This window comes from Streptomyces sp. NBC_01006 (genome assembly GCF_045162725.1).
GTDB lineage: Bacteria > Actinomycetota > Actinomycetes > Streptomycetales > Streptomycetaceae > Streptomyces.
On sequence record NZ_CP108700.1, the window covers coordinates 522907 to 546491 of the forward strand.

A 23585-nucleotide genomic window follows, 5' to 3' on the forward strand; every position below is an offset into this window, starting at 1 on the left:
CCGGCAGGGCCACCACCTCCCCTGCATCGGTCCGGGATCGGTCCGGGATGGCGCGAAGATGGGTAATTCCGGGGATTCTCATGGGGGTTCCGCCCCCGCCCGTTCACCTCTCGGCGACCTCCGCGTCGTCTCGGACGATGAGGTTTGCTGCCATGGACCTTCCCGATTTCGGTATCCCCCAGAAGCTCGCCTCCCGGATGAGCATGGCCGAGCAGCACGACTACCTGCGTGCGAAGTTCACCCGGCGCGGCGCGCTGCGCGCGGGTGCGGTGACCGCGGCCGTCGCCGGTGCCGGCCTGAGCGTCGGCGCGGCCTCGCCCGCGTACGCGGCTCCGGCCGTGCTGACCTCCACCGAGCGGCGCGGTGTCGACGGCGCCCTGGCCGCACCGTTCGCACGGCACCTGCAGTACGGCGCCGACCCGAAGACGCAGATGCGGGTGTCCTGGCAGGTGCCGTTCGCCGTGAAGAAGCCGTACCTGCGCGTGGGCACCAGCCCCTGGGCGCTGAGCGTGAAGATCGATGCCGAGGTCCGGCACCTGAGCACCCCGGTCCTGAACGGCGGCAAGATCGCCGCGGCCGAGCAGTTCTACCTGCACGTGGGCCTGGACCGGCTGAGGCCCGGTCAGACCTACTACTACGGAGTCGGTCACGACGGCTTCGACCCCGCCGACCACCGCAACCTGGGTACTCTCGGCACCTTCACCACCGCCCCCTCACGCGCCGAGAACTTCACCTTCACCGCCTTCGGCGACCAAGGCGTGAGCTACCACGCGCTCGGCAACGACGCAGTGCTGCTGGCCCAGAACCCGGCCTTCCACCTGCACGCGGGCGACATCTGCTACGCCGACTCCTCCGGTTCGGGCACCGCCGGCGACACCTACGACGCGCGGGCCTGGGACCAGTTCCTGGCCCAAACGGAGACGGTGGCCAAGACCGTGCCGTGGATGGTGACGACCGGCAACCACGACATGGAGGCCTGGTACTCCCCCCAGGGCTACGGCGGCCAGAACGCCCGCTGGTCCCTGCCCGACAACGGACCGGACCCGGTCAACCAGCCCGGCGTGTACTCGTTCGTACACGGCAACGTCGGGGTCGTCGCGCTCGACGCGAACGACATCTCGTACGAGATCCCCGCCAACTTCGGGATCAGCGGCGGAAAGCAGACCGCGTGGCTGGACCGGCGGCTGGGCGAACTGCGCCACCACCGCGACGTGGACTTCATCGTGGTGTTCTTCCACCACTGCGCGTTCTCCACCACCAGCGCGCACGCCTCGGAAGGCGGGGTGCGCGACGTGTGGGTGCCGCTGTTCGAGAAGCACCAGGTGGACCTGGTCATCAACGGCCACAACCACGTGTACGAACGCACCGACGCGATCAAGGGCAACAAGGTCGGCCGGAAGGTCCCCATCGGCGAGCGCACCGACCCCACGCAGGACGGCATCGTGTACGTCACCGCCGGCGCGGCGGGGCGCTCGCTGTACAGCTTCCCGGTGCCGGACTCGTACGAGGGCCACGTCGCCGACCGCGACAGCGTGGAGTCCTACCGCTGGGTCAAGGGCGGTTCGAAGGCGACCGAGACGGTCGAGTGGTCGCGGGTGCGGTACACCAACTACTCCTTCCTCGCGGTCGAGGTCGAGACGGGCCGCTCCCCGAAGCTGAAGGTCAGCGCACTGGCCGAGACGGGCCAGCGGATCGACCACTTCGAGATCCAGAGGGGACGCGGCCGCTAGCGTCTTTCGCGGCGGAAGCCTGTCCGAGTCGAACGAAGCCCCGGGCCTGCGACCTGGGGCTTCTCGGCCCCCGGCAGGAACGGCCGACAGGCCTGACCGGCATCCCCTGGCGTCACCTGCGTACGCCTTCGCTCCGTGCGAGACGGGCCACGGGTACTTCACGGCAGGAAGGCGTCTACGGCCAGCTCACCGGCCCGGCCGAACAGCCCTGGGCCCGCTCCAGCAGAGCGCCGCCGAGCTCGCTCGTCGCGTAGTGCACCTCGCGCCGGTAGCGGTGGCTCGTGACGAGACCGGCGTCGCGCAGCACCGCGAGGTGCTGGGAGACCGCGCCGAGGCTCAGCCCGGTCCGGGCGGCCAGCTGCGTCGTGGTGGCCGGCGACGTGGTGAACGCCAGGAGCCGGGCCCGGCTGCGGCCCAGCAGCCGGGCCAGCCCTTCTCCGGAGGCGGCTCGCCGCTCCCACAGGGTGCCGACGGCCCGCGACGGGTAGACGACGGCCGGCGGCACCGGCCCGGGTCCGGTCAGCAGCCGGCAGCGGAGCGCGAACGCGCTCGGGGCCAGCGTGAGCCCCTTGCCGTCCAGGTCGAGGACGGCCGGGGCCAGGTCCGGTGAGTCCAGCCGGTCGCCGCTCCAGCGCAGCGTGGGATGCAGGCGGGCGAGTACCTCTTGGATGCCGTCCTCCGCGAGCTGCCGGGTCCGGTACGCGATGTCCGCCTCCAGGACCGCCCGGATCCGGGGCCAGTACGGTCTCACCGCCGCCTCCCACCAGGCCCGCAGGGCCTCCCCCAGCCCTGGCAGGTCCGCCCCGGGTTCCGGGGCCGCTGCGGCCATCAGGATCGCGAGCTCCTCCTCGAATTCGGCCAGCGGGCAGCGCGGAGGGGGCGTCAGGAAGCCCGGCGGGTCCGGCCGGAGGGGATCCGCGCTGACCAGGGCCCGCAGCGGAGCGGTCCGCCGGGCGAGGGCCCGGTCCTCCCACAACGGCCGTACCGCCGCGATCCACGGCAGGTGGACGGCATGGCGCCCCGGATCCGCGACGGCCGAGAAGCTCACGACCGTCTCCCACAGCGGCGATATCGCGAACCTGACCCCCGCCACGTCATGCACCCCGAACCGCACCTCGCCCATGCCCGGGCCCCCCTCAACGCCGCCCACCACGTTTCGGCCCAGACTAAAACAATGGCCGCGCGGCCCCCGCGCCGGTGATCTTCGCACCCATGACGCACTCCCGCCCGGGCACCGCCCACCGCCACCGACGAGCCGAACGCCCCTCCTCCACAGCCGGTTTCCGCACGCTCTGGGCCGCCGACACCGTGAGCCAGTCCGGCTCCGCCGTGACCCTCCTCGCCCTTGCCCTCGTCGCGATCGGCACCCTCGACGCCACGGCGTTCGAAAACGGCCTGCTCCTCATGTCCGAGTACCTGGCCTTCCTTCTCATCGGCCTGCCCGCCGGTGCCTGGGTGGACCGGCTGCCCCCGCGGACCGTGCTCGTCGCGGGCGACCTCGGCCGCGCCGCCCTGCTCCTCTCGATCCCCCTCGCCGCCTGGCTGGACGCACTGACACTCCTCCAGCTGTACGCCGTCACCTTCGGGATGTCGGTGTGCACGGTCTTCTTCGACGTGGCCGCCCAGAGCGCACTGCCGCGGCTGGTGGGCGGGACGGAGCTGATACGGGCGAACGTGCGACTGGAAGCCACCCGAAACATCGCCCAGGTCGGCGGCCCGGGCCTGGCCGGAGCACTGGTCGCTGCCCTCACCGCACCCGTCGCACTCGCCGCCGACGCCCTCAGCTACGCCGTCTCGGCGCTCCTCGTCGCGCGCGTCAGGCCCCTCGGCGAACGCCCCGCGGCGCGGCCGGACGCGTCGCTGCGCGGCGAGATCACCGAAGGCCTCCGCTTCGTCTTCGGGCACCGGATCCTGCGGGCACTGACCTTCGCCGCCGCCGTCTCCAACCTCTGCGGTACCGTCGGGGCCGCCGTGCTCCTGGTCCTGCTCGCCGGAGACCTCGGGCTGTCACCTCTGCTGTGCGGTGCGGTCTTCGCCGCAGAGGCCGTGGGCGGGCTGATCGGCAGCCTCCTCACCCGACGGATCGCCGCCGCGCTCGGGCAGGGGCGGGCCATGTGCGCGTCCGTCGTCGTCAGCGGCCTGCTGTGGCTGCTGGCGCTGCCCTTCTACCAGGCGGACCGGCGGTTCGCCATCGCCGTCCTGCTCCAGGGTCTGGGGTGGACCGCCTTCATGACCTTCAAGGTCACCTCGGTCGCCTACCGGCAACGGCTGTGCCCCGAGCCCCTCCTGGGCCGGATGACCGCGACCATCCGCTTCGTAGTGTGGGGGGCCATGCCGGTCGGTGCACTCCTCGGAGGGCTGCTGGGACAGCACTTCGGGGCCCGGACGGCTCTGTGGATCGGGGCACTGGGCGAGTTGCTCGCCGTGGTCCCCCTGCTCCTGTCGCCGCTGAGGTCAGCCCGCGAACTGCCGGCGCCGCCGCTGTGCGCTCAGGCTTCGACGTAGGCCACGATCGTGATGGTCCGCAGGGCCGTTACGTAGTAGATGACGCGTATCCCGTCGATCTCGTCCGCATAGTCGCGCAGCAGGGTGCCGGGCACCTCGGTGCCGAGCTCGGGGTTGACGCTGATGGCGACGATCGCGCGGTCCAGGCGGTGCGTCTCGTTCGCCGTGAGCTTGGCGAGCTGGGTGAGCGCGGGCTCCACCATGACGACGCGCGAGCGGCGCGCGGAGGGGTCAGGCGACACGGGGCTGCTCGTCCGCGAGGCGGTTGAGGTGGCCGTCGCGAGCGGTCTCCCACAGCACGCCGGCCTCCGGGGACGGGTAGCCGTTCGCGGCGATGTCCTCGAGCACGGAGGCGAGGACGTCCACTTTCGCGCGCTGGTCGGCCGCGTAGGCGAGGACGGACGCGGCGGCGTGCTCGTCGAGGGGTTGGCGGTCCGGCACGGGCGCGGTGGCCGGCTGCTGGCTCATCCGGGGCTCCTGGGCTGTCATCTGGCGTGGTGCGTCCACGGTATCGCCACGCTGGGGCACGGGAAGCTGGTACGGGCGAACCCGGCTCAAGGAGTCGCATGCGAGCGGTCCGGGGGCCGGCCTCGGCGCACGGCGCCCTCAGTTCCGCCGGTTCCGTACCGCCAGAACCGCGCTGACCAGCCCGGCCATCCCGCCGCCGATCAGCGGGGCGGCCTGCCCCGAGGCCTTGTGGTCCACCGCGTAGAAGCCGAGCCAGACGAAGGCCACGCCGAACCCCACGACGATCGCGTACTCCAGCAGCCGGAAGCCGTAGCCCGTCCACTGGTCGAGGCGCTCCTGCCGCAACTGGCGCTCCACCAGGGCGCGCCGCCACGCGAGGTGGTCCGGTTCGATGTCCTTCCACTTCGACGCCTCATCCGCGTGGGGGAAGGAGGGCATGGCACTCGGGGACGGTGCCGCGGGCGCGACCGAGGCAGCCGCCGGTGCCGGTGTCGGTGTCGGAGTGACGGGCTCCTGGTCAGGCATCGATGCCCCCGTTCCGGTTCGGCCGGGGCGAGGCGGCTGCCAGCCGCTGGTCGACCCGGAGCAAGGACTCGTCCACGGCCCGCTCGGCCGCCTCGCGGCGGGCCGCGAGCTCGTGCGGCGACCACCGCGGCGGCGGTAACAGCGACAGCCGCGACCGTACGGGGTTCCGCGCGCCCTCCTGCCGTACGGTGGCCCGCGCTTGGTGCCCCAGTACGAGCAGTCCGAGCGCGAACACCAGCCACGACAGCACGGCCGGCCAGAAGGAAGCCGCCGCGAGGGAGCCGGCGTACTCCAGCACCGGGCGCGCCAGCAGAACGCACACCGCGACCAGGGACAGCAGGAGCAGAGCCGTCACGACCAGGGCGCTGTTGCCGCCGGATGCCGTAATGGGGGGAGGGTGCACGGGCATGGGCATGGGCTCGGGCATGGCTTGCGCGGGGGCGTCCTCGCGGACGGGCGCAGCAGCCATGGGCATGCGGTCGAGTCTGGTTCGCAACGGGGCGTCCTCGGCGGCGGGCGCAGAAGGGTGGTTCAGGTAACCCCAGGCCTGGGCGATCGTGAGGCGGGCCGCGGGGTCCCTCCGCAGGAGCCCTTCGATCAGCGGTTCCAACGGCGAGGCGCGCCGCATCGGTGGGGGCGGCCGGTGCAGGATGGCGGTCAGGATGGCTGCGGGAGAGTCACCGCGGAACGGCGAAATCCCCTCGACGGCCTCGTACAGCGTGACCCCGAGGGAGTACAGATCGCTCGCCGGCTCCGGAGGGAGTCCCTGGATCCGCTCCGGCGCGAGGTGGTCCAGCCGGCGCATGAGCCCGCTGACTGCGGCCGGGTCGCCGTCCCCGAAGTCCCCGTACTCCCCGAGGTGGACAACGGTCTCCGGGTCGATGAGCAGGACCACCCTGTCGCCGTCCAGCATCACGTTGTCAGGACAGACCGCGCCGTGCACGAACATCGCGTTGTGTGCCGCCTGCAGAGCGGCCAGCAGGACGGTGGCGACGCGTACGGCCTCCGGTGCGCGCAGCGGCCCCTGCTCCCGGAGACGGGCCGCCAGCGATCGCCCTTCGACGAACTCCATGACGGTCCAGAGGCTGTGGCCGTCCACCAGCAGGTCATGGACGGCCACCAGGTTCGGATGCCGGGGCAGTCCCGCAGCCCGACGGACCTGCCGTTCCGTCCGCCGTAGCCAGTTCCCGCGCTCGGCGTCCGTCAGCGTCCAGGGCGCCCGTAACTCCTTGGCCACCACGCGGGTACCGAGGAGCTCGTCGTGCGCCTGCCAGGTCAGTCCGGATCCGCCGGCACCCATCGGGCGCACGAGCCGGTACCGGCCCCCGAGCACGAGCCCTGCTCCCTCTGCGCCTGCCATGTTCCCCCAGTCGGTCTCACCCCTGCGGATGCACGCAGCGTACGGAATCACAGGAGCGTGCGCTGGGCCATCGACCGAATCTGCGGCGCCCATGCGTCCGGCCCCAAAAGGCAGGCAGGGGTGCCCTCGTCGTGCCGCGCGGGGTGAGGATCCCGGGACCCGACCGACCGGCCATCTGTCCGTCGAAGGCGGGGCCACCGCCTTGTGGGGCGGGCGGTCAGCAGTGCCCGCGGCCGTGTCGAGGTAATCCGTGAGCGAGCCACCACAGGTGTCGGAGACGCCCACATCCTCGGTCGTGCCGTCCACAGCGTGCGCGGAGGGGACTGCGCGCAGGCCGACTGCGGCCGTCAGGGCGACGAATACGAGACCACCCGTGGCGTGATTCATAGTCCGCCAACGAGCCGGGCGCCTGATCGTCTCAGCCCATGCACCGGGACCGGGCCGGGCAGCGTATGGCGGGTGCCCGTCAGGAGTCCGGGGGTGGGGCTCCCGGGTCGTTGCGGTCGCGGTCGTCCTTCGTTTCCCCGGGTGCCTCGTCCTGCGCCGGGCCGATGCGGATCTCGAACCCGCCCGCGTACTTCTCGTGGCCCGCGACCACGGCTTCCTCCACCGCCTCCTCGGCGAGTTCGCTCCGGACGATCAGCGGGTCCTGGCGGAGGTCCCGCAAGAGGGCCCAGCACATGCCGATCATCACCAGGGCGAACGGGGCCGCGACGAGGATCGTCAAGTGTTGCAGGCCCGCGAGGGCTTCGCCCTTGCCCTCACCGACGAGGAGCATCACGGCCGCCACACCACCGGTCACCACGCCCCAGAAGACGACGACGAACCGATCGGGTTCGAAGGTGCCCTTCTGGGACAGGGTGCCCATCACGATCGACGCCGCGTCGGCGCCGGAGACGAAGAAGATGCCGACCAGGATCATCACGAGCAGGCTCATCACGCCGGCGATCGGGAACTCCTGGAGCACGCCGAAGAGCTGCGCCTCGGGCGTCGTCGCGCCGCCGAGCTTTCCCTGCTCCTTCAGGTGCATGGCCGTACCGCCGAAGATGGCGAACCAGACCAGACTCACGGTACTGGGCACCAGGATGACGCCGCCGACGAACTGACGGATCGTACGGCCCCGGCTGATGCGGGCGATGAACATGCCGACGAACGGCGTCCAGGAGATCCACCAGGCCCAGTAGAAGACCGTCCAGCTGCTCAGCCAGTCGGCGACGTCACCGCCGCCGGTGGACGCCTCGGTGCGGCCGATCAGCTGGGGCAGTTCGTCGAAGTACGCGGCGAGGGAGGTGGGGATCAGGTCGAGGACCAGGATGGTGGGGCCGACGACGAACACGAAGCCCGCGAGGATGACGGCCAGCACCATGTTGATGTTGGAGAGCCACTGGATGCCCTTCTCCACTCCGGAGACGGCGGAGAAGACGAAGCAGACGGTCAGCACGCCGATGACGGCGACGAGCAGCCCCGTACCGGCCTTGCTCAGCCAGCCCACCTCGTGCATGCCGCTGCCGATCTGGAGCGCGCCGAGTCCCAGGGACGTGGCCGAGCCGAACAGCGTGGCGAAGATCGCCAGGATGTCGATCACCCGGCCCGGTGCGCCCTCGGCGCGCTCCTTCCCGAGGAGCGGGACGAAAACGGCGCTGATCGTCTGCCGCCTGCGGCGCCGGAAGGTGCTGTACGCGATGGCCAGGCCGACCACCGCGTAGATGGCCCACGGGTGCAGCGTCCAGTGGAAGAGCGTGGTGGCGAGCGCCGTCTGCATGGCGTCCGCCGAGTCGGCGGGGTCGGTGCCCGGCGGTGGATTGGTGTAGTGCGCGAGGGGTTCGCTGACGCCGTAGAACATCAGGCCGATGCCCATGCCGGCGCTGAACATCATGGCGACCCAGGAGACGGTGCTGAACTCCGGCTTCTCGTGCTCCTGGCCCAGCTCGATCCGTCCGTACCGGCTGATGGCTAGCCAGAGCGCGAAGACGACGAACCCCGAGGCCGCCAGGACGAACGCCCAGCCGGCGTTGTGCATCAGGCCGTTCAGCAAGATGTCGGAGACGCTCTCCAGCGAGCTGGTGGCCGTGACTCCCCAGATCACGAAGCCCAGGGTCAGTACGGCCGTCACTCCGAAGACCACCCGGTCCGTGACGGCCGTCTCGTCCTCGTGCGGGTGGCGGCCGGGCAGGGCCGCCTTCACGGGCAGCCGCCGCCTCTGCCCCGGCTTGCGTTGCTCCTGAGACACAGGCGGCACCTTTCGCGATCACGGGCCGATTTGGCTTCTGACATCCCCTACCACGGCGCGCACGCCTACCCCGGCACCAACAGGCGTCGACGGGCGCCCCGCTGCGAGGCGATAGGCCGCACAGGTGCCGAGCAAGATCCCAGGCTCACTGCGGCCTGGTACAGCCCCGGCGGCACGTGCTGGTCCGAGCGCGGGACGGGCCGGCTCAGGTGGCAGGCCTCGGCATACGCGAGACGATGGGGAGGAGGACAGGAGGCTCTGCAGCCTGTTCCACTACTCGGATCCACCTTGCAGCGATGAGCCGGCAAGGCGGTTGACGCCCGGCTGACGGTCTTGGGGAGCCGTGGGCAGAGGAGCCGTGGACCATGCCCTGGAACTACTCGACAATCCGAGCGGAACCGCGTAACGGGGTCCTCTGGGCCACGATCGACAATCCCCCCATCAACCTGATCGACGAACGGTTCGTAGCCGACCTGATCTCATTGCTCGACGACACCGACACGCACGGCAGCGTGCGGGTCGTCGTCTTCCGCAGCGGGGACCCCGACTTCTTCATCCCGCACGTCGACCTCAAGCGAATCGCCGAGTACACGGCGATGGCGGCGACGTCCGGCGGGCCCGATGACAGCAGCCTCGGCACACTGTTTCGCAGACTCAGCGAGGCGCGCCCCGTGACGATCGCGGTCCTCGAAGGCCGGGCGCGCGGCGCCGGCGCGGAATTGCTGTACGCGTGCGACATGCGGTTCGCGTCTGCCGAGCATGCGGTGATCGGCCAGCCGGAGGTGGGATCGGGCGTCTTTCCCGGCGCGGGTGCGGTGCAGCACCTCGTGCGGCTCGCCGGCCGCGGTCAGGCCATGCAGGTGATCCTGGGGTCCGAGGACCTCGACGGGCGAGAGGCCGAACGCATCGGCCTGGTCAACAAGGCCTTGTCGGACGATGAGTTGATCCCCTACGTCGAGCACCTCGCCGAACGTATCGCCAGATTCCCGGAGGCGGCGGTGCGGCTGGCCAAACGCCGGATCAACGCGGCCGGTCTTCCGCCCAAGGAGGATGTCCAGGTCGACTCGGCCCAGTTCCAGATACTGGCACGTGATCCGGAGAGCGCCGACCGGATGGCCGCCCTCATGCAGCGCGGGCTGCAGGAGCGCTCCCGCACCGAGCTCGAGTACGGTTCGGTGCTCGGCGAGCTGTGAACGCGCGGGGCAGACGTCCTCCCAGCCTGCGCCACCGTGGTCACCGTGCCGGCCACGAACCACTGGAGCCGTCGTTCAGGAGCACCACGCCGTTTCGGGTACCCGCGGTCCGTCCCCAGAGGCGAAAGCAAATCCCTGCGCCCACGGGAAGCCCGCAGCCCACGCGCCGAAGGCGCGCTGCGGTCCGTGAGGAGTGCCTCCCGCGCCCCCTCAACTGGTGGTTTCACTGCGTGAGGACCATGAAGGCCGTGGCGGTGCCCCTAGCTTCGGGTGTGCCGGCGGCCCGGGGAGGCCGCAGGCACACTCCACAGAGGGGAAAACTGCACATGCCCATGAGCAAGAGGACCCGCGCAGCCGTATGGACCAGCGTCGCCCTCGGTCTCCTCGCCGGCGGAACATGGGCGGGGACAGCGGTGGCCGCTCCCCCGGGCTCCGCAAAGGTGACCGCCCCCTACGCGCAGGCCGCGGCCGTGGTCAACGCCAACGGCAGCGTCAACCGGTCGAAGGGCGTCGAGGCCGTCACCAAGCCTGCGGCGGGCCACTACTGCGTCGAGTTGGAGGACAAGGACCTCGACATCCGCAAGCTCGTCCCCACCGCCACCCTGCAGTACATCAGCTTCGAATACGACGTCCGGATCTCGATGTGGCCGCACCCCTCGTGCGGGACCCGCCCCGACACCTTCCTCGTCATCACAGGAAAGCCCGGTGTCTACGAAGACGCCGCCTTCTCCATCGTCGTCCCCTAACCCCTCCACGGGCCGCGGGCCGGCACGACAGGTTCCCGCGCGCAATGCCGGCCCGCGGCCCGTCCCCCGCGCCCGAACCCAGGTCGGGGCTGAACTCCAGCCGCCAGCCCCGACCCGGCAGCACAAGGGCCAGTCCCTGGAGGGCGGTTGCGCCGTGCTCAGTTCAGCCGGGTGGTGGCGTAGGCCTCGATGGCGTCGCGCTGGTACGCGGCCAGACCCGGGGCGATCGCTTCGTAGGCCGTGCGCCAGGCGTTGTTGTCGACGCAGGAGCGCCCGATGGCCCGGAACTGCTCGACGGAGACGCTGTGCAGCCGGGTCAGCGCCCGGTACTGGGCGTCGATCTGGGCCTGCACGGGGTCTGCGTCGGCCGGGTTGCCCGCGGCCATGAGTTCGGCCAGCCGGATCATCTGCGCGGTGCGCTCACGGTGCACGGCGTCGGCGTCGGCCTGGCTCATCGTGGCAGCGCGGCGTCCGACCGCCTCGGCGAGGTCGGGGAAGTCGGACATGTTCTGCGCGTACTGGGAGGGCTGGACGCCCTCGAAGAGGTTCTCCGGGCGGTTGATGGTCATGGGGTTGCCATCCTTCCTGGACTGCTCCAGTTCGGCGATCGTGCGGGAGACGGTGTCGGCCAGGGCATCGAGCCGGTCCCGCTCCGCGAGCAGCCGCTGGTGGTGGCTCCGTAGCGCGTCCACCTCGTCGACCTGCGCCGCAAGGATCCGGCCGATCTCCGGCAGCCCGACGCCCAGCGCCCGCAGTACGAGGATCTGCTGCAGCAGCAGTAGCTGGCGCTCCTCGTAATGGCGGTGGCCGTTGGCGCCGATCCGGGCCGGCGGCAGCAGGCCGATCTCGTCGTAGTGGCGCAGTGTCCGGGCGGTCACGCCCGACATCCGGGCCACCTCCGAGATCGGCCAGTCCATCACGACTCCTGCACGTGTGTGTCGCCGGGCCGGTCTCTCCGGCCCTGGTCACGACGGTAGGAGCTGCCGCAGCGGCAACTTCAACCCCCGAAACCCGACTCATCGGGTCAGCAGAGACGGTGCTCCCGCTGCCCCGCTCATGATCAGGACCGTCGTCCGCAGCCATGCGGAGCAGCGGGGTTACCGAATGTGGGGCCCGCACTTCCTAGTCAGCAGCCCGCAGGCCTGCTACCTGCGCGGTCGGCAATGCGGGCACGCGTCGATGCCGTCGGCGAGGGCCTGGACGCGGGCCGCCGGAGCGGAACTCGCCTGGACCAGCCTCCGGGTGTCTGACCCGCTCGATCGCGGCGTGCGGTCGATGAGCCTTCCCAGGCCCGGTCGGACGGGTCGGACGGGTCGGACGGGCGGATCAGCGCAGTCCGGCGAAGAGATCGTTCTCGGGTACGGCCGCGCCGGTGGCGTCCTTGACACGTACGAAGGTCTCCATGCCCATCAACTCGCCGAACCTCTCCTTGCCCATCCTGAGGAAGAAGATGTTCTCGCCCTGGCTGGCGTGCGCGGCCAGCGCATCGAACTTCTGACCGCTGAATGCGGTGCTGTCCACCCACGTGGTGATCTCATCGTCGGGGAGGCCGATCTCGGCCAACGCGGCGGCCTCGGCAGGATCCGGCTCCGGCATGTCCTCTTGGAACTCGCGCATGATCTCCCCGAACCGCTGCATCATCGAGCGGGGCATCGTCGTCCAGTACACCTTCGGTGTCAGTTCGGTCATCTCCAGCGCCGCCATCGTGATGCGGTGGGCCTGGATGTGGTCGGGGTGGCCGTAGAAGCCGTTCTCGTCGTAGGTGACGACCACATCGGGTCGGTAGTGCCGCATGAGTTCCGCAAGTCGGGCGGCGCCTTCCTCCACGGGGGTCTGCCAGAAGGATCCGGGGGCGTCGTTGCTCGGCCAGCCCATCATCCCGGAGTCGGCATAGTCCAGCATCACCAGATCGCTGACCTTCAGGACGGCACAGCTCGCCTCTAGTTCTTGACGGCGCATCAAGGCAATGGTCGCCGGATCGTGCCCGGGATCGCCCGGCTTGGAACCACCCGGTCCGTCACCGCAACGGCCGTCGGTACACGTCACGAGAACCGTGCGGATGCCTTCCGCCGCGTACCGCGCAAGGACCCCTCCGGTTCCGGTGGCCTCGTCGTCGGGGTGGGCGTGTACTGCCATGAGCGTCAAGGGCCGGTCAGTCATGAAAACAGTCCTCCTGCAGAAATACTTCTTGGTCCGAGCGCGCGGCGGGCGTACCGCGATCCTGGGGCCCGGATCCTGGGTGGAGCGGACGACCTCGTGGTCTCCGTGTTCCCCGCCCGTGCGGCGCCGGTCCCTCGGTCGATGCAACCACGCCGACCGGACCGGCTGTTCCCGGCATGGCCGCTTGGCTTCCAGGCGTCGGCGCGGCCAACCTGGCGGCCGGCCTCTTCCAGGTCTTCCCCGTCAGTACGAGCGGGTGGCGTACGGCAGTGGCGGAGCGCGGGGGCCGGGAGCCGACTCACCCCGGCCGCCCGCCACCACGCCCCGTGGGGACGGGGTCAGGCGGCGTCCCGTCCTGCCCGGCGCGAGGCTCCGGGCAGCGGCCCAGCGCGGCCCGCAAACCGCCGCCGCCCGGTCCGGATGGCAGGACCTGGCGGGGCCTGGGAGCATGGCTCCCTGGAGGAAGCCATGACCCGTGACCCGCAGGTGCCTCCGCTGCAGGAGCCGGCTCCGCGCACGCGCCACCGGCTGTTCCACCTGACGCTCCCCGGCTGCTGGGGCGCGCTGGTCCTGGCGTGCTTGTCCTTCACGCCGTCGCTGCTTCCCCGCGGGGGCATCCTGCAGGGGCTGATCTGCGGCATCACCGCGGCCATCGGGTACGGGATCGGGGTGCTCGCCGCCTACGTGTGGCGCGCCTTCGCCGACCGGGACCCGCGGAGCCCCTCGCGCAGGTCGTGGCTGGTCCTGCTGGTCTGCGCGATCGTGCTGTTCGCCCTCGCATTCGGGCTCGGACAGTACTGGCAGCACGAGATCCGCCGGCTCATGGGCGTCACCGACTACAGCGTCATCGGCGCCGTCGCCTCCCCGTTCGTCGCCGCGCTCGTCTTCTGGCTCCTGCTGCTGGTCGGGCGGGGGCTGCGGCGCGTGTTCCACTGGGTCGCCGACCTGCTCGACCGGTGGACCGGTCCGCGGGCGGCGCGGGTGGTCGGCTGGCTGCTGGTGGTGGGGCTGGCCTGGTCCGTGTTCAGCGGGCTGCTGCTGGGCGGCTTCGTGAACGTGGCCAACGAGGCCTTCTCCGTACGCGACACGCAGACGCCCGAGGGGGTGCACCAGCCCACCACCGTCCTGCGCTCGGGCGGGCCCGGCTCCCTGGTGCCCTGGGACACGCTCGGCCGGCAGGGCCGGGCCTTCACCGGCAGCGGTCCGTCGGCCGGTGAGATCGGCGCGTTCACCCACCGCACGGCGCAGGAGCCCATCCGGGCCTACGCCGGGCTGTCGACCTCCGGGGACACGGAGAGCCGCGCCGAGCGGGCCGTCGCCGACCTCGAGCGGGCCGGCGGATTCAAGCGGGCGAACCTGCTCGTGATGACCACGACGGGAAGCGGCTGGGTCGATCCCGCCGCCGTGGACTCCTTCGAGTACCTGGGCAACGGCGACTCGGCCACCGTGGCGATGCAGTACTCGTACCTGCCTTCGTGGCTGTCCTATCTCGTCGACCAGTCCAAGGCGCGCGAGGCGGGCCGGCAACTCTTCGACGCGGTCTACGACAAGTGGTCCAAGCTGCCCCAGGACCAGCGTCCGCGGCTGTTCGTTGCGGGCGAGAGCCTGGGGTCGTTCGGCGGCGAGACGGCTTTCAGCGGGGAGTACGACCTGCGCAACCGCACCGCCGGCACCCTGTTCGCCGGGCCGCCGAACTTCAACACCCTCTTCCGCGAGTTCAGCGACCACCGCCAGGCGGGCAGCCCCGAGATCGAGCCCGTCTACAAGGACGGGCGGACCGTCCGCTTCACCGACGACCCGACCGCCGGCATCCCCCCGGCGGACCGGCCCTGGGACGGCACGCGGGTGCTCTACCTCATGCACCCGTCCGACCCGATCGTCTGGTGGAGCCCCAGCCTGGCCCTCTCCGAACCCGACTGGATCGGACAGGCGCCCGGCAAGGACGTGCTCGGCGCGATGGTCTGGATGCCGTTCGTGACCTTCTGGCAGGTCACCGCCGACCTGCCGTTCTCCACGGGCGTCCCGGACGGCCACGGGCACACCTACAAGGCGGCGTACGTCGACGGCTGGAACGCAGTGATGCGGCCGACCGGATTCACGGCGCAGGACCTGGACCGGCTGAGGGACATCGTCCGGCCGGCGCCCTGAGCCGGCCCGCCGCGACGGCGCGCCGTCCCTCACGTCCCACGTCCGACCCCCTGGGTTGCACGGTCAGCGCAGCAGGAATCCGACGAGGTAGCCGAAGGCGTTGACTGCCCAGTGCAGGCCCATGGGAGCCAGCAGACTGCCGCTGCGGCGGCGCAACTCGCAGAACAGGACGCCCGCCGCAGCGGTGAACAGCACGGCGCCCACGACCGCCAGGGCGGCGCCGAACGCGGAACCGCCGAAGACCGTCGTCAGGGTGGGTTTCGCCGCTGCCAGGTGCAGGGACGGCAACACGTGCCACAGACCGAAGAGCAGACTCGACACGGCGGTCGCCCAGACCGCCCCGCGCACGCGTAGCACCAGTCCGTAGAGCACGCCGCGGAAGGCGACCTCCTCGACCAGGACGGTGCCGACGGGCACCAGTACGAGAACGCGTACGAGTACCTCGCTGCCGCTCATCCCGTAGTACCGCCGGTCCTCGAACAGCATTCGGGTCGCCGGCAGCAGTGCCCCGACGAGGTAGACGACGCCGACCATGGCGATCAGTGCCAGCGCCCACCGGGCCCCGCGGGCCAGGGTGCCCGCAGCCAGGCCCGCGTCCGCCCGGGTGCCGCCGGCCCAGCGGAGCACCCCGAGCAGCAGGGCGCTGACCACGACGGCCGTCACCAGGCCGGGCAGACCGCTCCAGCGGTGCAAGGCCAGGTTGGCGGCGACCAGGACGGCCATCGTGATGCCCACGGCCGTCCACGTGCCGATCCGTCGGCGGCGGTCGCGGGGAGGCATGGGGGTCCTTCCTTCGGTTCCGCCGATGGTGCGTCTCGCCTTCCCCCGGCCTCACGCTACCGGGCGCCGCCGCGGGCGACGGGGAATCGCCTCCCCGTCGCCCCGTGTTGCGCCAGCAACGCTCCCGACCGAGGGGGCCGGCGGCGGGCTCGGGTTCAGTCGAGGGTGACGACCATCTTGCCGAGGGCTTCTCCTGCCTCCATGGCCCGATGGGCCTCGACGATCTCGTCGAACCGGAAGACCCGGGTGGGACGGGCCCGCAGGGCGCCGGCGTGGACCTTGGCGTAGATCTCGTCCAACGGCACGTCGGTGAGCGGGAACGCGGGGGTGCCCAGGACGAAGGCGCTGCCGAAGAAGCTGAGCCGCACCCCGCTGGGGAGATCGGCGATCGGGTCGAAGTCCCGCACCGGCTCGAATCCGCCCAGGAAGCCGAGCTGGCACACTCGGCCGCGCGGCCGGACCAGGGCCAGCGAGTCGCGCAGGACGTTGTTGCCGACGACGTCGAACACCGCGTCGACTCCGACCTCCCGCTCCGAGACCTGGGCGGCGAGCGCGCCGTCGTCGATGAGTACGTCGGCGGCCCCGAGCTCCTTCAACAGCGGCGCTCGCCGCGGGTCCCGGGTCGTGGCGAGCACGGTCGCGCCGTGGTCGACGGCCAGGTTGACGGCGGCCTGGCCCAGCGAGGAGGTCGCTCCCCTCACCACGACGGTCTCGCCGGCCCGTAGGTCCAGATTCCCGAACAGGCCGCTCCACGCGGTCGCGTACACCTCGGGAACCGCCGCCAGATCGGCCCAGTCCAGTGGCGAACGCACGGCCACCACGTTGGTCGCCGGAACGGTCACCAGCTCCGCGTAGCTTCCGTTGCGGGTCCTCCCCATGCCGCCGAGGATCGCCACCACTCTCGTCCCGACGGGGAGCCCACCGGACGGGTCGGCCTCCACCACCCCGGCGCACTCGATCCCGGGGACGGCGGCGACCTTCCCCCAGGCGCCGCTGCGCATGTACGCCTCGGCGTGGTTGAGGCCGAACGCCTTGACCCGGATCAGCACTTCGCCGTCGGCGGGTACCGGGTCGGGCAGTTCGGTGGAGGTGAGGACCTCGGGGCCGCCGTGGGCGGAGATGACGATGGCTTTCATGTACTGACTCCATTCTTGAGCGGTCATTCAACTATCGGTGCGGAAGAAGGGCCACCGCGTACGGTGGCCCGAGTGGCGTGCGCCCCGCCGTCAGGCGAGAGCGGTGAAGGCGTTGTCGACGATCGTTCGCAGGAGCGTCTCGTCGGGATTGGCCTTCCCGACGACCATCAGCCCCTGGCAGGTGGCGACGAGCAGCTTGGCGCTTCCGGCGCAGTCCAGTGAGGCGCGCACCTGGCCCCTGCGGGTGGCGTTCTCCAGGGCGTGGGTCATGCACCGTTCGAGCCGGGCCAGGTGGCCGCGGACGACGGCCGCCGCCTCGTCGTCCTCGGCGGCGTTCTCGATCGCCGTGTTGACGAGCAGGCAGCCCTGCCGACCCTCGGGGCTGAGCAGGTCGCGCACCAGCCCGTCGAAGTAGCCGCGGATCTCGGCCACCGAAGCCCCCGGAGCCTCCAGCTCGCCCAGCTTCTCGGGGACGACCAGCTTCGAGTAACGCTCCAGCGACTTCAGGAACAGCGCGTGCTTACCGCCCGGAAAGACACCGTAGAGGCTGCCGGGCTTGACTCCGGTCGCCTTCACCAGATCCTCGATGGACGTCGCCCGGTACCCGCGTTCCCAGAACCGCAGCATGGCCGCGTTCAGGACGGCGTCGGGCTCGAACTCACGAGGTCTGGGCATACCTGAAAAATACATGAACGATCATTCAAGAACAACTGTCGCCGGCGATGCAGCGCCCGGCTCTCGCGCCGGCTTCATCGCCGACACCCATGGAGCAGCCCTCGGCCGCACCGCCTACGGGGTCTGCTCCGGGGTGAACTTCGCGAGGATCAGCAGGGTGTCGACGAGGTCCTCGGCGGGGGCCCCGGTGGCCAGGCGGCGCAACTGCTGCCCGAAGACCAGGGCGACGGCCACGCCGGCCAGGCGTTCGGGGTCCGCAGCACCGAGTTGGATCAGGATCCGCGTGGCCAGCAGGTCGTAGGCGGCGAAGCATTCGGCAGCGGCGGCGCGCAGCCGCTCGTCGCGGCCGGCCTGGACGTACAGCTCGAAGGGCGCGATGTGGCGGCTGTCGAAGGCGTTGCCGCCCGCGACCTGGGCCACCACCTCGGCCGCCTGCCCGATGTCGAAGCGGTCGTCGGAGCATGCGTCGGCGAGCGCCGTGAAGTGCCGGGTCTCCTCGCCCACGAAGTGCAGCAGGCTCTCGCGCAGCAGCTCGTGCTGGGTGGCGAAGTGGTAGGTGACGGAACCGAGGGAGACGCCGGCCTCCTTGGCGATCCGCCGGTTGGTGACGGCGGCGATGCCGTCCTGCCCGATGATCCGCAGTACGGCGTCGATGATGCTCTGGCGGGTGTCGGAAGCGTGGGGCATGTCGACATTCTGCCCCATCGGCCGCCTCGATCGTCCGGGCAGGGGCAGGGAGTTGGGGACGACCGTGGTGTGGACACGGGGCGGAGCGATCCCTACGAGGGGCCAGGGGACCGACACGGTGACCACCACCTACCAGGGCCATTCCCCGTACGGCAACGACCAGTGGGCGTACGTCGCCTTCGACGTCCCCGCCGGCGTGCAACGGATCTCCGTCTCCACCTCCCACGACGCGGCCGCCGGCATCCTGGACCTCGGCGTCTTCGGCCCGTCCGGCTTCCGCGGCTGGTCGGGCGGCGAACGGTCCGGGTTCACCCTCTCCGCGGCGGACGCCACTCCCGGGTACGTGCCCGGGCCGGTCGAGAACGGCGGTTGGTCCGTCATCCTGGGGCCGATGGTCGGCGCCGCCGGCGGCATGGCCTGGCAGGTCGACGTCATCCTGCACGCCGGAGACCCGCTGCCCCGGACCCCGTACGACATCCTGCCGGCCTCGGTCGCGGGGCGGGGCCCGGGCTGGTACCGGGGCGACCTGCACCTGCACAGCGTGCACTCCGACGGGAAGCGCACGGTGGACGAGATCGTCGCGGCCGCCCGCCAGGAGGGGCTGCACTTCATCGCCACGTCCGACCACAACACCAGCTCCACCGGGGTGACATGGCACGGAAACGTCCCGACGGACCTGCTGGTCATCAACGCCGAGGAGGTCACCACCCGCCACGGCCACTGGCTGGCCGTCGGCCTGCCCCAGGGCGAATGGGTGGACTGGCGCTACGGCCCCGCGGACCAAGGGGCGTTCGAAGGCCACGCCCGGCGCGTGCACAGCCTGGGCGGCCTGACGATCGCCGCCCACCCGCTCACTCCGGCAGCGGGATCCTTCTGGGAGTTCGGCCTCGACCGCGTGGACGCGCTGGAGGTGTGGAACGGCCCCTGGACCCTGGACGACGCGGCGAACATCGCCGCCTGGCACGTCATGCTCTGCCTCGGCAAACGGGTCGCCGCCGTGGGCAACAGCGACGCCCACAGCCCCGCGGACGCCGTCGGCCGGCCCCACAACGTGGTGCGCGCCACCAGCCTGTCGACGCCCGCCGTGCTGGACGCCCTGCGCCTGGGCCGGTCGTACGCCGTCGAATCCGCGGCCGTGACCGTGGACTTCACCGCCCGCGTCGGCGGCGGCACGGCCGCGGGGCCGGGTGAGGAGCTGCCCTTGTCGTTCTTTGACGCCGTCGACGTCACCCTGAACGTGACGGGCGCCCCGGACAGCATCGCCACGCTCCACACCGAGTGGGGCATCATGGCCGCCACCTGTATCGACGGCAGTGGTCAGGGACAACTGCGCTGGCGCGGCTGGGGCAAGGCCTCCCTGTTCGCCCGGGCCGAGGTGCGCAGACCCAAGCCCGCCTCCACCACCCTGGACCAACTGGTCGCCATCACCAACCCGGTGTGGTTCTACTCCGCGCAACTGCCCCCGTACGACGTCGAGCGGCGCGCGCTCTTCCACACCGAGCGCCGCCCCGACGGGTCGTGGAGCAGTATGCGTCCGCTCCCGGGTGCCGCCTCCGGCGCCGCATCGTTCGCGGGGGTCCAGAGCGCCGCAGCCGGCATGGCGGACGGCTCCGTCGTGGTGCTGGGCATCGCGCCCGACAACGATCTGTGGCTGACCGCCGTACGGGGTGCGGCCACGCTCCAGCCCTGGCAGCGCGTCGCAGGGCCGGACGGCTCGACCGGGTTCACCGTCCGGGAGGCGGACATCGCCGCCTTCCCCGACGGCACCTGCCAGATCGTGGTGACGGCCATGGACGGCACCGTCTTCCACCAGCAGCGCCGCGCCGACGGCACCCTGCCCGGGTTCCGGGCCCTGTCCGGCTTCACCGTGAACAGCCGCTGGGGTGCGACGAAGGTGTCGATCGCCGCCATGCCCGACGGGTCCGCCCAGCTGCTCAGCTACGGCATGGACGGCGCGATGTACCACTGCGTCCGGGGGCGTGACGGTACGTGGACGGCCTGGGGGCGCCTGGCCGGCTACGACGGGGCCCCGACGTTCTCCGGCCCCGCCCTGGCGATCACCGGTATGCCCGACGGTTCCTCCCAGGTCCTCGCGATCGGCCTCGACGGGTTCGTGTACCACCAGCAGCGGCGGCCCGACGGCTCGTGGACCGGATTCCGGCCGCCGCGGGGCGTCACCACCGCCGCCATGGGAGCCAGCGCCATCGGCATCGCGGGGACGCCCGACGGCTCCGCCCAGGTCGTGGCGGTCGGGCTCGACGGCCGGATCTGGCACAACGTCAGGATGCCGGACGGCTCCTGGACGCCGTTCTCGCAGATACCCGGCCCGAACGGGAGGGACCCCTTTCCCGCGGGACAGGTCCGCATCACCGCTCTGCGCGACGGCACCGCGCACGTGACAGCCATCAGCGCCGGCTAGCCGGAGCCTTCCGCCACCGCGAAGACGTGCGTCCCCAGGGCAGGTCTCGCGCGCAGGTGAAAAGGTCTGGGCGGTGGTGTCTTCGTGCGGGGAACCGGCGTTGGGCTAGCGGCAAGTCCATCGGTCTTGAGCGGCGACCGTGCCGCGCAGCGAAGTACGAAGTCTGGAGTGGTTCTCATGCTGGACATCCCGGTCGGCGGGACGGGGCGAGCGCCTCATGTGGCCGTGTTCAACGTGCCGATGCACGGGCACGTGATTCCGACCTTGGCAGTCGTACGGGAACTGGTGAGCCGTGGCCACCGGGTGAGCTACGCGGTGACCTCGGAGTTCGCCGATGACGTACGCGCCGTCGGAGCGCAGCCCGTTCTGTACGAGGCGACTGCGGTGGGTGAGGCTCCTGAGGACATGGCTGTGGGCGTGACCCAGGCGGTCGTCGTCAACGTGGCCGCGCTGCCGGAGCTGGAAGCCGCGTTCGGCACGGACGTGCCGGATGTGGTGCTGTCCGACGTATACGCCTGGGCAGGACCGCTGCTCGCGGCCCGCTGGGGCGTGCCCGCCGTCCAGCTGGCGCCGACGCACATCCCGTACGACGGCCTGGTGCGGGAGTTCTTCGGCCTCGATGACATCGCGCAGATCCCCGGCTTCCCCGAGCTCGCCGGGGCGCTGGAGGAGTTCGGCGTGCCGGGCGGAGTCCATGCTCTGACGCTGGCACCGCCGCGGACCGTCGCGTTCTTCCCCCGTTCCTTCCAGCGGCGGCCGCAGACGGTGCAGGCGGGCGAAGCGCACTGGGTGGGGCCGGCGATCTCCGACCGGTCCTTCCAGGGCCGGTGGCGCAAGCCGGACAGTGGACGGCCGGTGCTGTACGTATCGCTGGGCTCGCAGTTCAACCGGCGCCCGGAGTTCTACCGCTCCTGCGTGGAAGCATTCGCGGGCCAGGGGTGGCACGTGGTGATGAGCGTGGGTGCCGAGGTGGCGGCGGCCGGACTCGGTGTGGTGGGTGACGGTTTCGAGGTGCATGCGAGCGTGCCGCAGCTCGATGTCCTGGCCGCCGCATCGGTGTTCGTGACGCATGGTGGGATGGGCAGCCTGATGGAGGCCTTCTCGCTGGGCGTACCGGTCGTCGTGGTGCCGCAGATGGCCGAGCAGCGGGTCAACGCGGGCCAGGTCCAGGAGTTGGGTGTGGGCCGCTGGCTGCCCCGTGAGCAAGCCACCGCTGAGGCGCTGCGGGACACGGTACGGGCGGTCATGGAGGACCGGCAGATCGCGGCCGCGGTGGCCGGGCTGCGGCAGGAGATCAGCGAGGCCGGCGGCGCCACGGCCGCCGCGGACGTGATCGAGAAGGTCCTGGCGGACCTGCCAATGTTTCGGACTGTCCCAGCTGCTGGCTGACCCGCTCCTGTACCCCCGGCCCCCGGATCAACGGTGACCTGTTCGACTCACGGTGGTTCAGGTCACCGTCGGCAGCGTCGGCGCGGCCTGCTCCATGGCATCGGACGGCGCTCGGCCTCGCATACGGATACGGATACGGATCGCGGGGCCGGTCGCGGGCGTGGTCAGGAGTCCCAGTACGGCGACCGCGGCACCGCCCCACAGGACGGCGGCCAGTCCGTGGGTGAACGGGACGGGCCCGGCGGTGGATCCCTGGCGGGTGAAGAGCGCAGCGGAGGCGGCGACCCCGGCCAGAGCGCCGAGCTCCCGGACCGAACTGTTGACGCCCGACGCCGCCGAGGCTCTCCCCTCGGGCGCGTTCGCCAGGAGAGCCTCCGGCGCCGCCGTGAAGAACAGTGCCATCCCCACCCCGCCGGCCAGCAGGCCCGGCAGCTGCATCACGTACGCGGTCTGCGGGGTGAGCAGCACCGCGAACCAGGCCGAACTTGCCGCGGTCAGCAGGAAGCCGGCCGCAAGGACGGGACGCGTCCCGGTACGGGCCATCGCCAGTCCGGCCAGGGGCGCCACCAACAGGGGCATCGCCGTCCACGGGAGGATGCGCAGGCCCGCCTCCCAGGGGCTGTAGCCCTGAACGGCTTGGGGAAATTGCGCCAGCCAGAACACCGTCCCGAAAACGGCTGCGTGCATCAGGAAGCCGCAGGCATGCACGGCCGGGACACCCCGAAATGCGTGTCGGCGCCCGAACCCGGCCCGCAGGCCGCCCAAGGGGCGGGGCCCGGCCACGGCCCGAACCCCGGCTGCGGGCGGCTCGCGCAGAAAAACCAGCGCTGCGACGGCCAGCAGACACCCCAGGGGCACGTTGATCCAGAAGACGTACTGCCAGCCGCCCCACTCGACGACGGCGCCGCCGACCAGCGGACCCACCGCCACGGCCAGCCCGCCCAAGGCCCCCCACACTCCCAGTAGTACGGGCCGGCGGCGCGGGGACACGGCGGCCGCTACCAGGGTCAGGCTCAGCGGCAGGACCCCCGCGGCGCCCACCCCCTGCACGGCACGGGCGATCGTGAGGAGTTCCGCGGTCGTCGAAGACGCGGCCGCGGCGGATCCGGCGGTGAACACCACCAGCGCGGCAGTGAACACGCGCAGCTGCCCGTAGCGCGAGGCGAGCCTGGCCACGGGAAGAGGCAGAACGGCCACCGGCACGAGATAGGCGTTGACGAACCAGCCGGCCGCCGCGCCTTCGGCGTCCCGGCCCAGATCGGAGCGGATCGTGGTCAGCGCGGTGAGGAGAACCAAGTGGTCGAGCCCGCACAGGAATACCGCCAGCGCAGTGACCGCACACGCCGGCCAGGCGGAGCGCCCCTTGGCCGTCGGTACCTCAGCACCCATCACGCGCCCCCTTCCCGACGACAGCACGACTCGGGCTGCTCGGGC

General features: G+C 71.4%; 20 protein-coding genes. 7 read left to right on the top strand and 13 right to left on the bottom strand.

Annotated features, from left to right (window positions below):
* Positions 1–152 precede the first annotated feature (152 nt).
* Positions 153–1730, top strand: a complete 1578-nt coding sequence (locus tag OG509_RS02300; RefSeq protein WP_406179623.1) for a purple acid phosphatase family protein — start codon at positions 153–155, stop codon at positions 1728–1730.
* 175 nt (positions 1731–1905) lie between these two features.
* Here OG509_RS02300 and OG509_RS02305 read toward each other — a convergent pair whose 3' ends face one another.
* Positions 1906–2853 carry an ArsR family transcriptional regulator gene (locus tag OG509_RS02305; RefSeq protein ID WP_406179625.1) on the bottom strand — a complete coding sequence of 316 codons (948 nt, stop codon included), beginning with the start codon at positions 2851–2853 and terminating at the stop codon, positions 1906–1908.
* A gap of 89 nt (positions 2854–2942) precedes the next feature.
* Between OG509_RS02305 and OG509_RS02310 the strand changes: the two genes are divergently transcribed.
* The gene (locus tag OG509_RS02310; protein WP_406179627.1) at positions 2943–4235 is read left to right on the top strand and encodes an MFS transporter; all 1293 of its coding nucleotides are present in this window, start codon (positions 2943–2945) and stop codon (positions 4233–4235) included.
* Here OG509_RS02310 and OG509_RS02315 read toward each other — a convergent pair.
* The 5 genes from OG509_RS02315 to OG509_RS02335 all read right to left on the bottom strand — a co-directional run bounded on the left by OG509_RS02315 (position 4220) and on the right by OG509_RS02335 (position 8827).
* A complete protein-coding gene (locus OG509_RS02315) occupies positions 4220–4477 on the bottom strand; it encodes a hypothetical protein (RefSeq protein WP_403731596.1) in 258 nt (85 codons plus the stop codon). The genes OG509_RS02310 and OG509_RS02315 overlap by 16 nt on opposite strands.
* Positions 4467–4703, bottom strand: coding sequence for a hypothetical protein (locus tag OG509_RS02320; protein ID WP_406179628.1), 237 nt, complete (start codon positions 4701–4703; stop codon positions 4467–4469). Before OG509_RS02320 ends, OG509_RS02315 begins: the two co-directional genes overlap by 11 nt.
* 138 nt (positions 4704–4841) lie before the next feature.
* Positions 4842–5141, bottom strand: a complete 300-nt coding sequence (locus OG509_RS02325; RefSeq protein WP_385575291.1) for a hypothetical protein — start codon at positions 5139–5141, stop codon at positions 4842–4844.
* Between the two features lie 79 nt (positions 5142–5220).
* Complete coding sequence (locus tag OG509_RS02330) at positions 5221–6561, bottom strand: serine/threonine-protein kinase (RefSeq protein ID WP_406179631.1); 1341 nt, start codon at positions 6559–6561, stop codon at positions 5221–5223.
* Between the two features lie 493 nt (positions 6562–7054).
* Entirely contained in the window at positions 7055–8827 is a 1773-nt protein-coding gene (locus OG509_RS02335) for a BCCT family transporter (protein ID WP_406179632.1), read from the bottom strand.
* A gap of 356 nt (positions 8828–9183) precedes the next feature.
* Between OG509_RS02335 and OG509_RS02340 the strand changes: the two genes are divergently transcribed.
* Positions 9184–10011 carry an enoyl-CoA hydratase/isomerase family protein gene (locus OG509_RS02340; protein WP_406179634.1) on the top strand — a complete coding sequence of 276 codons (828 nt, stop codon included), beginning with the start codon at positions 9184–9186 and terminating at the stop codon, positions 10009–10011.
* 332 nt (positions 10012–10343) lie between these two features.
* Positions 10344–10757, top strand: a complete 414-nt coding sequence (locus OG509_RS02345; protein ID WP_406179636.1) for a hypothetical protein — start codon at positions 10344–10346, stop codon at positions 10755–10757.
* Positions 10758–10915: 158 nt separating this feature from the next.
* On the opposite strand, the gene OG509_RS02350 is transcribed toward OG509_RS02345, so the two are convergent.
* Positions 10916–11674 (bottom strand): MerR family transcriptional regulator, encoded by a 759-nt coding sequence (locus OG509_RS02350; protein WP_406179638.1) that lies wholly within the window; start codon positions 11672–11674, stop codon positions 10916–10918.
* Positions 11675–12083: 409 nt separating this feature from the next.
* Complete coding sequence (locus tag OG509_RS02355) at positions 12084–12917, bottom strand: PIG-L family deacetylase (RefSeq protein ID WP_406179639.1); 834 nt, start codon at positions 12915–12917, stop codon at positions 12084–12086.
* 468 nt (positions 12918–13385) lie between these two features.
* Here OG509_RS02355 and OG509_RS02360 point away from each other — a divergent pair, with 468 nt between their 5' ends.
* Complete coding sequence (locus OG509_RS02360) at positions 13386–15065, top strand: alpha/beta hydrolase (RefSeq protein WP_406179641.1); 1680 nt, start codon at positions 13386–13388, stop codon at positions 15063–15065.
* Between the two features lie 63 nt (positions 15066–15128).
* On the opposite strand, the gene OG509_RS02365 is transcribed toward OG509_RS02360, so the two are convergent.
* The 4 genes from OG509_RS02365 to OG509_RS02380 all read right to left on the bottom strand — a co-directional run bounded on the left by OG509_RS02365 (position 15129) and on the right by OG509_RS02380 (position 18343).
* Positions 15129–15845, bottom strand: coding sequence for a CPBP family intramembrane glutamic endopeptidase (locus OG509_RS02365; protein WP_406179643.1), 717 nt, complete (start codon positions 15843–15845; stop codon positions 15129–15131).
* 155 nt (positions 15846–16000) lie between these two features.
* Positions 16001–16981 carry a zinc-binding dehydrogenase gene (locus tag OG509_RS02370; protein ID WP_406179645.1) on the bottom strand — a complete coding sequence of 327 codons (981 nt, stop codon included), beginning with the start codon at positions 16979–16981 and terminating at the stop codon, positions 16001–16003.
* A 90-nt stretch (positions 16982–17071) separates the two neighbouring features.
* Complete coding sequence (locus OG509_RS02375) at positions 17072–17656, bottom strand: TetR/AcrR family transcriptional regulator (RefSeq protein ID WP_406179647.1); 585 nt, start codon at positions 17654–17656, stop codon at positions 17072–17074.
* A gap of 114 nt (positions 17657–17770) precedes the next feature.
* The gene (locus tag OG509_RS02380) at positions 17771–18343 is read right to left on the bottom strand and encodes a TetR/AcrR family transcriptional regulator (RefSeq protein ID WP_406179649.1); all 573 of its coding nucleotides are present in this window, start codon (positions 18341–18343) and stop codon (positions 17771–17773) included.
* Positions 18344–18461: 118 nt separating this feature from the next.
* Between OG509_RS02380 and OG509_RS02385 the strand changes: the two genes are divergently transcribed.
* Together OG509_RS02385 and OG509_RS02390 are read left to right on the top strand one after the other, a co-directional pair.
* Positions 18462–20762 (top strand): CehA/McbA family metallohydrolase, encoded by a 2301-nt coding sequence (locus OG509_RS02385; protein ID WP_406179650.1) that lies wholly within the window; start codon positions 18462–18464, stop codon positions 20760–20762.
* 177 nt (positions 20763–20939) lie between these two features.
* Positions 20940–22151: a macrolide family glycosyltransferase gene (locus tag OG509_RS02390; protein ID WP_406179652.1), complete on the top strand. Its 1212-nt coding sequence runs from the start codon at positions 20940–20942 to the stop codon at positions 22149–22151.
* Positions 22152–22208: 57 nt separating this feature from the next.
* On the opposite strand, the gene OG509_RS02395 is transcribed toward OG509_RS02390, so the two are convergent.
* Positions 22209–23540 (bottom strand): MFS transporter, encoded by a 1332-nt coding sequence (locus OG509_RS02395; RefSeq protein WP_406179654.1) that lies wholly within the window; start codon positions 23538–23540, stop codon positions 22209–22211.
* Positions 23541–23585: the final 45 nt, after the last annotated feature.

Coding starts and splice junctions, on each gene's coding strand:
- OG509_RS02310 (WP_406179627.1), top strand. CDS start 2,943: ATGACGCACTCCCGCCCGGGCACCGCCCACCGCCACCGACGAGCCGAA.
- OG509_RS02305 (WP_406179625.1), bottom strand. CDS start 2,853: ATGGGCGAGGTGCGGTTCGGGGTGCATGACGTGGCGGGGGTCAGGTTC.
- OG509_RS02300 (WP_406179623.1), top strand. CDS start 153: ATGGACCTTCCCGATTTCGGTATCCCCCAGAAGCTCGCCTCCCGGATG.
- OG509_RS02340 (WP_406179634.1), top strand. CDS start 9,184: ATGCCCTGGAACTACTCGACAATCCGAGCGGAACCGCGTAACGGGGTC.
- OG509_RS02360 (WP_406179641.1), top strand. CDS start 13,386: ATGACCCGTGACCCGCAGGTGCCTCCGCTGCAGGAGCCGGCTCCGCGC.
- OG509_RS02380 (WP_406179649.1), bottom strand. CDS start 18,343: ATGCCCCACGCTTCCGACACCCGCCAGAGCATCATCGACGCCGTACTG.
- OG509_RS02390 (WP_406179652.1), top strand. CDS start 20,940: ATGCTGGACATCCCGGTCGGCGGGACGGGGCGAGCGCCTCATGTGGCC.
- OG509_RS02320 (WP_406179628.1), bottom strand. CDS start 4,703: ATGAGCCAGCAGCCGGCCACCGCGCCCGTGCCGGACCGCCAACCCCTC.
- OG509_RS02345 (WP_406179636.1), top strand. CDS start 10,344: ATGAGCAAGAGGACCCGCGCAGCCGTATGGACCAGCGTCGCCCTCGGT.
- OG509_RS02350 (WP_406179638.1), bottom strand. CDS start 11,674: ATGGACTGGCCGATCTCGGAGGTGGCCCGGATGTCGGGCGTGACCGCC.
- OG509_RS02370 (WP_406179645.1), bottom strand. CDS start 16,981: ATGAAAGCCATCGTCATCTCCGCCCACGGCGGCCCCGAGGTCCTCACC.
- OG509_RS02395 (WP_406179654.1), bottom strand. CDS start 23,540: ATGGGTGCTGAGGTACCGACGGCCAAGGGGCGCTCCGCCTGGCCGGCG.
- OG509_RS02375 (WP_406179647.1), bottom strand. CDS start 17,656: ATGCCCAGACCTCGTGAGTTCGAGCCCGACGCCGTCCTGAACGCGGCC.
- OG509_RS02365 (WP_406179643.1), bottom strand. CDS start 15,845: ATGCCTCCCCGCGACCGCCGCCGACGGATCGGCACGTGGACGGCCGTG.
- OG509_RS02355 (WP_406179639.1), bottom strand. CDS start 12,917: ATGACTGACCGGCCCTTGACGCTCATGGCAGTACACGCCCACCCCGAC.
- OG509_RS02325 (WP_385575291.1), bottom strand. CDS start 5,141: ATGCCCTCCTTCCCCCACGCGGATGAGGCGTCGAAGTGGAAGGACATC.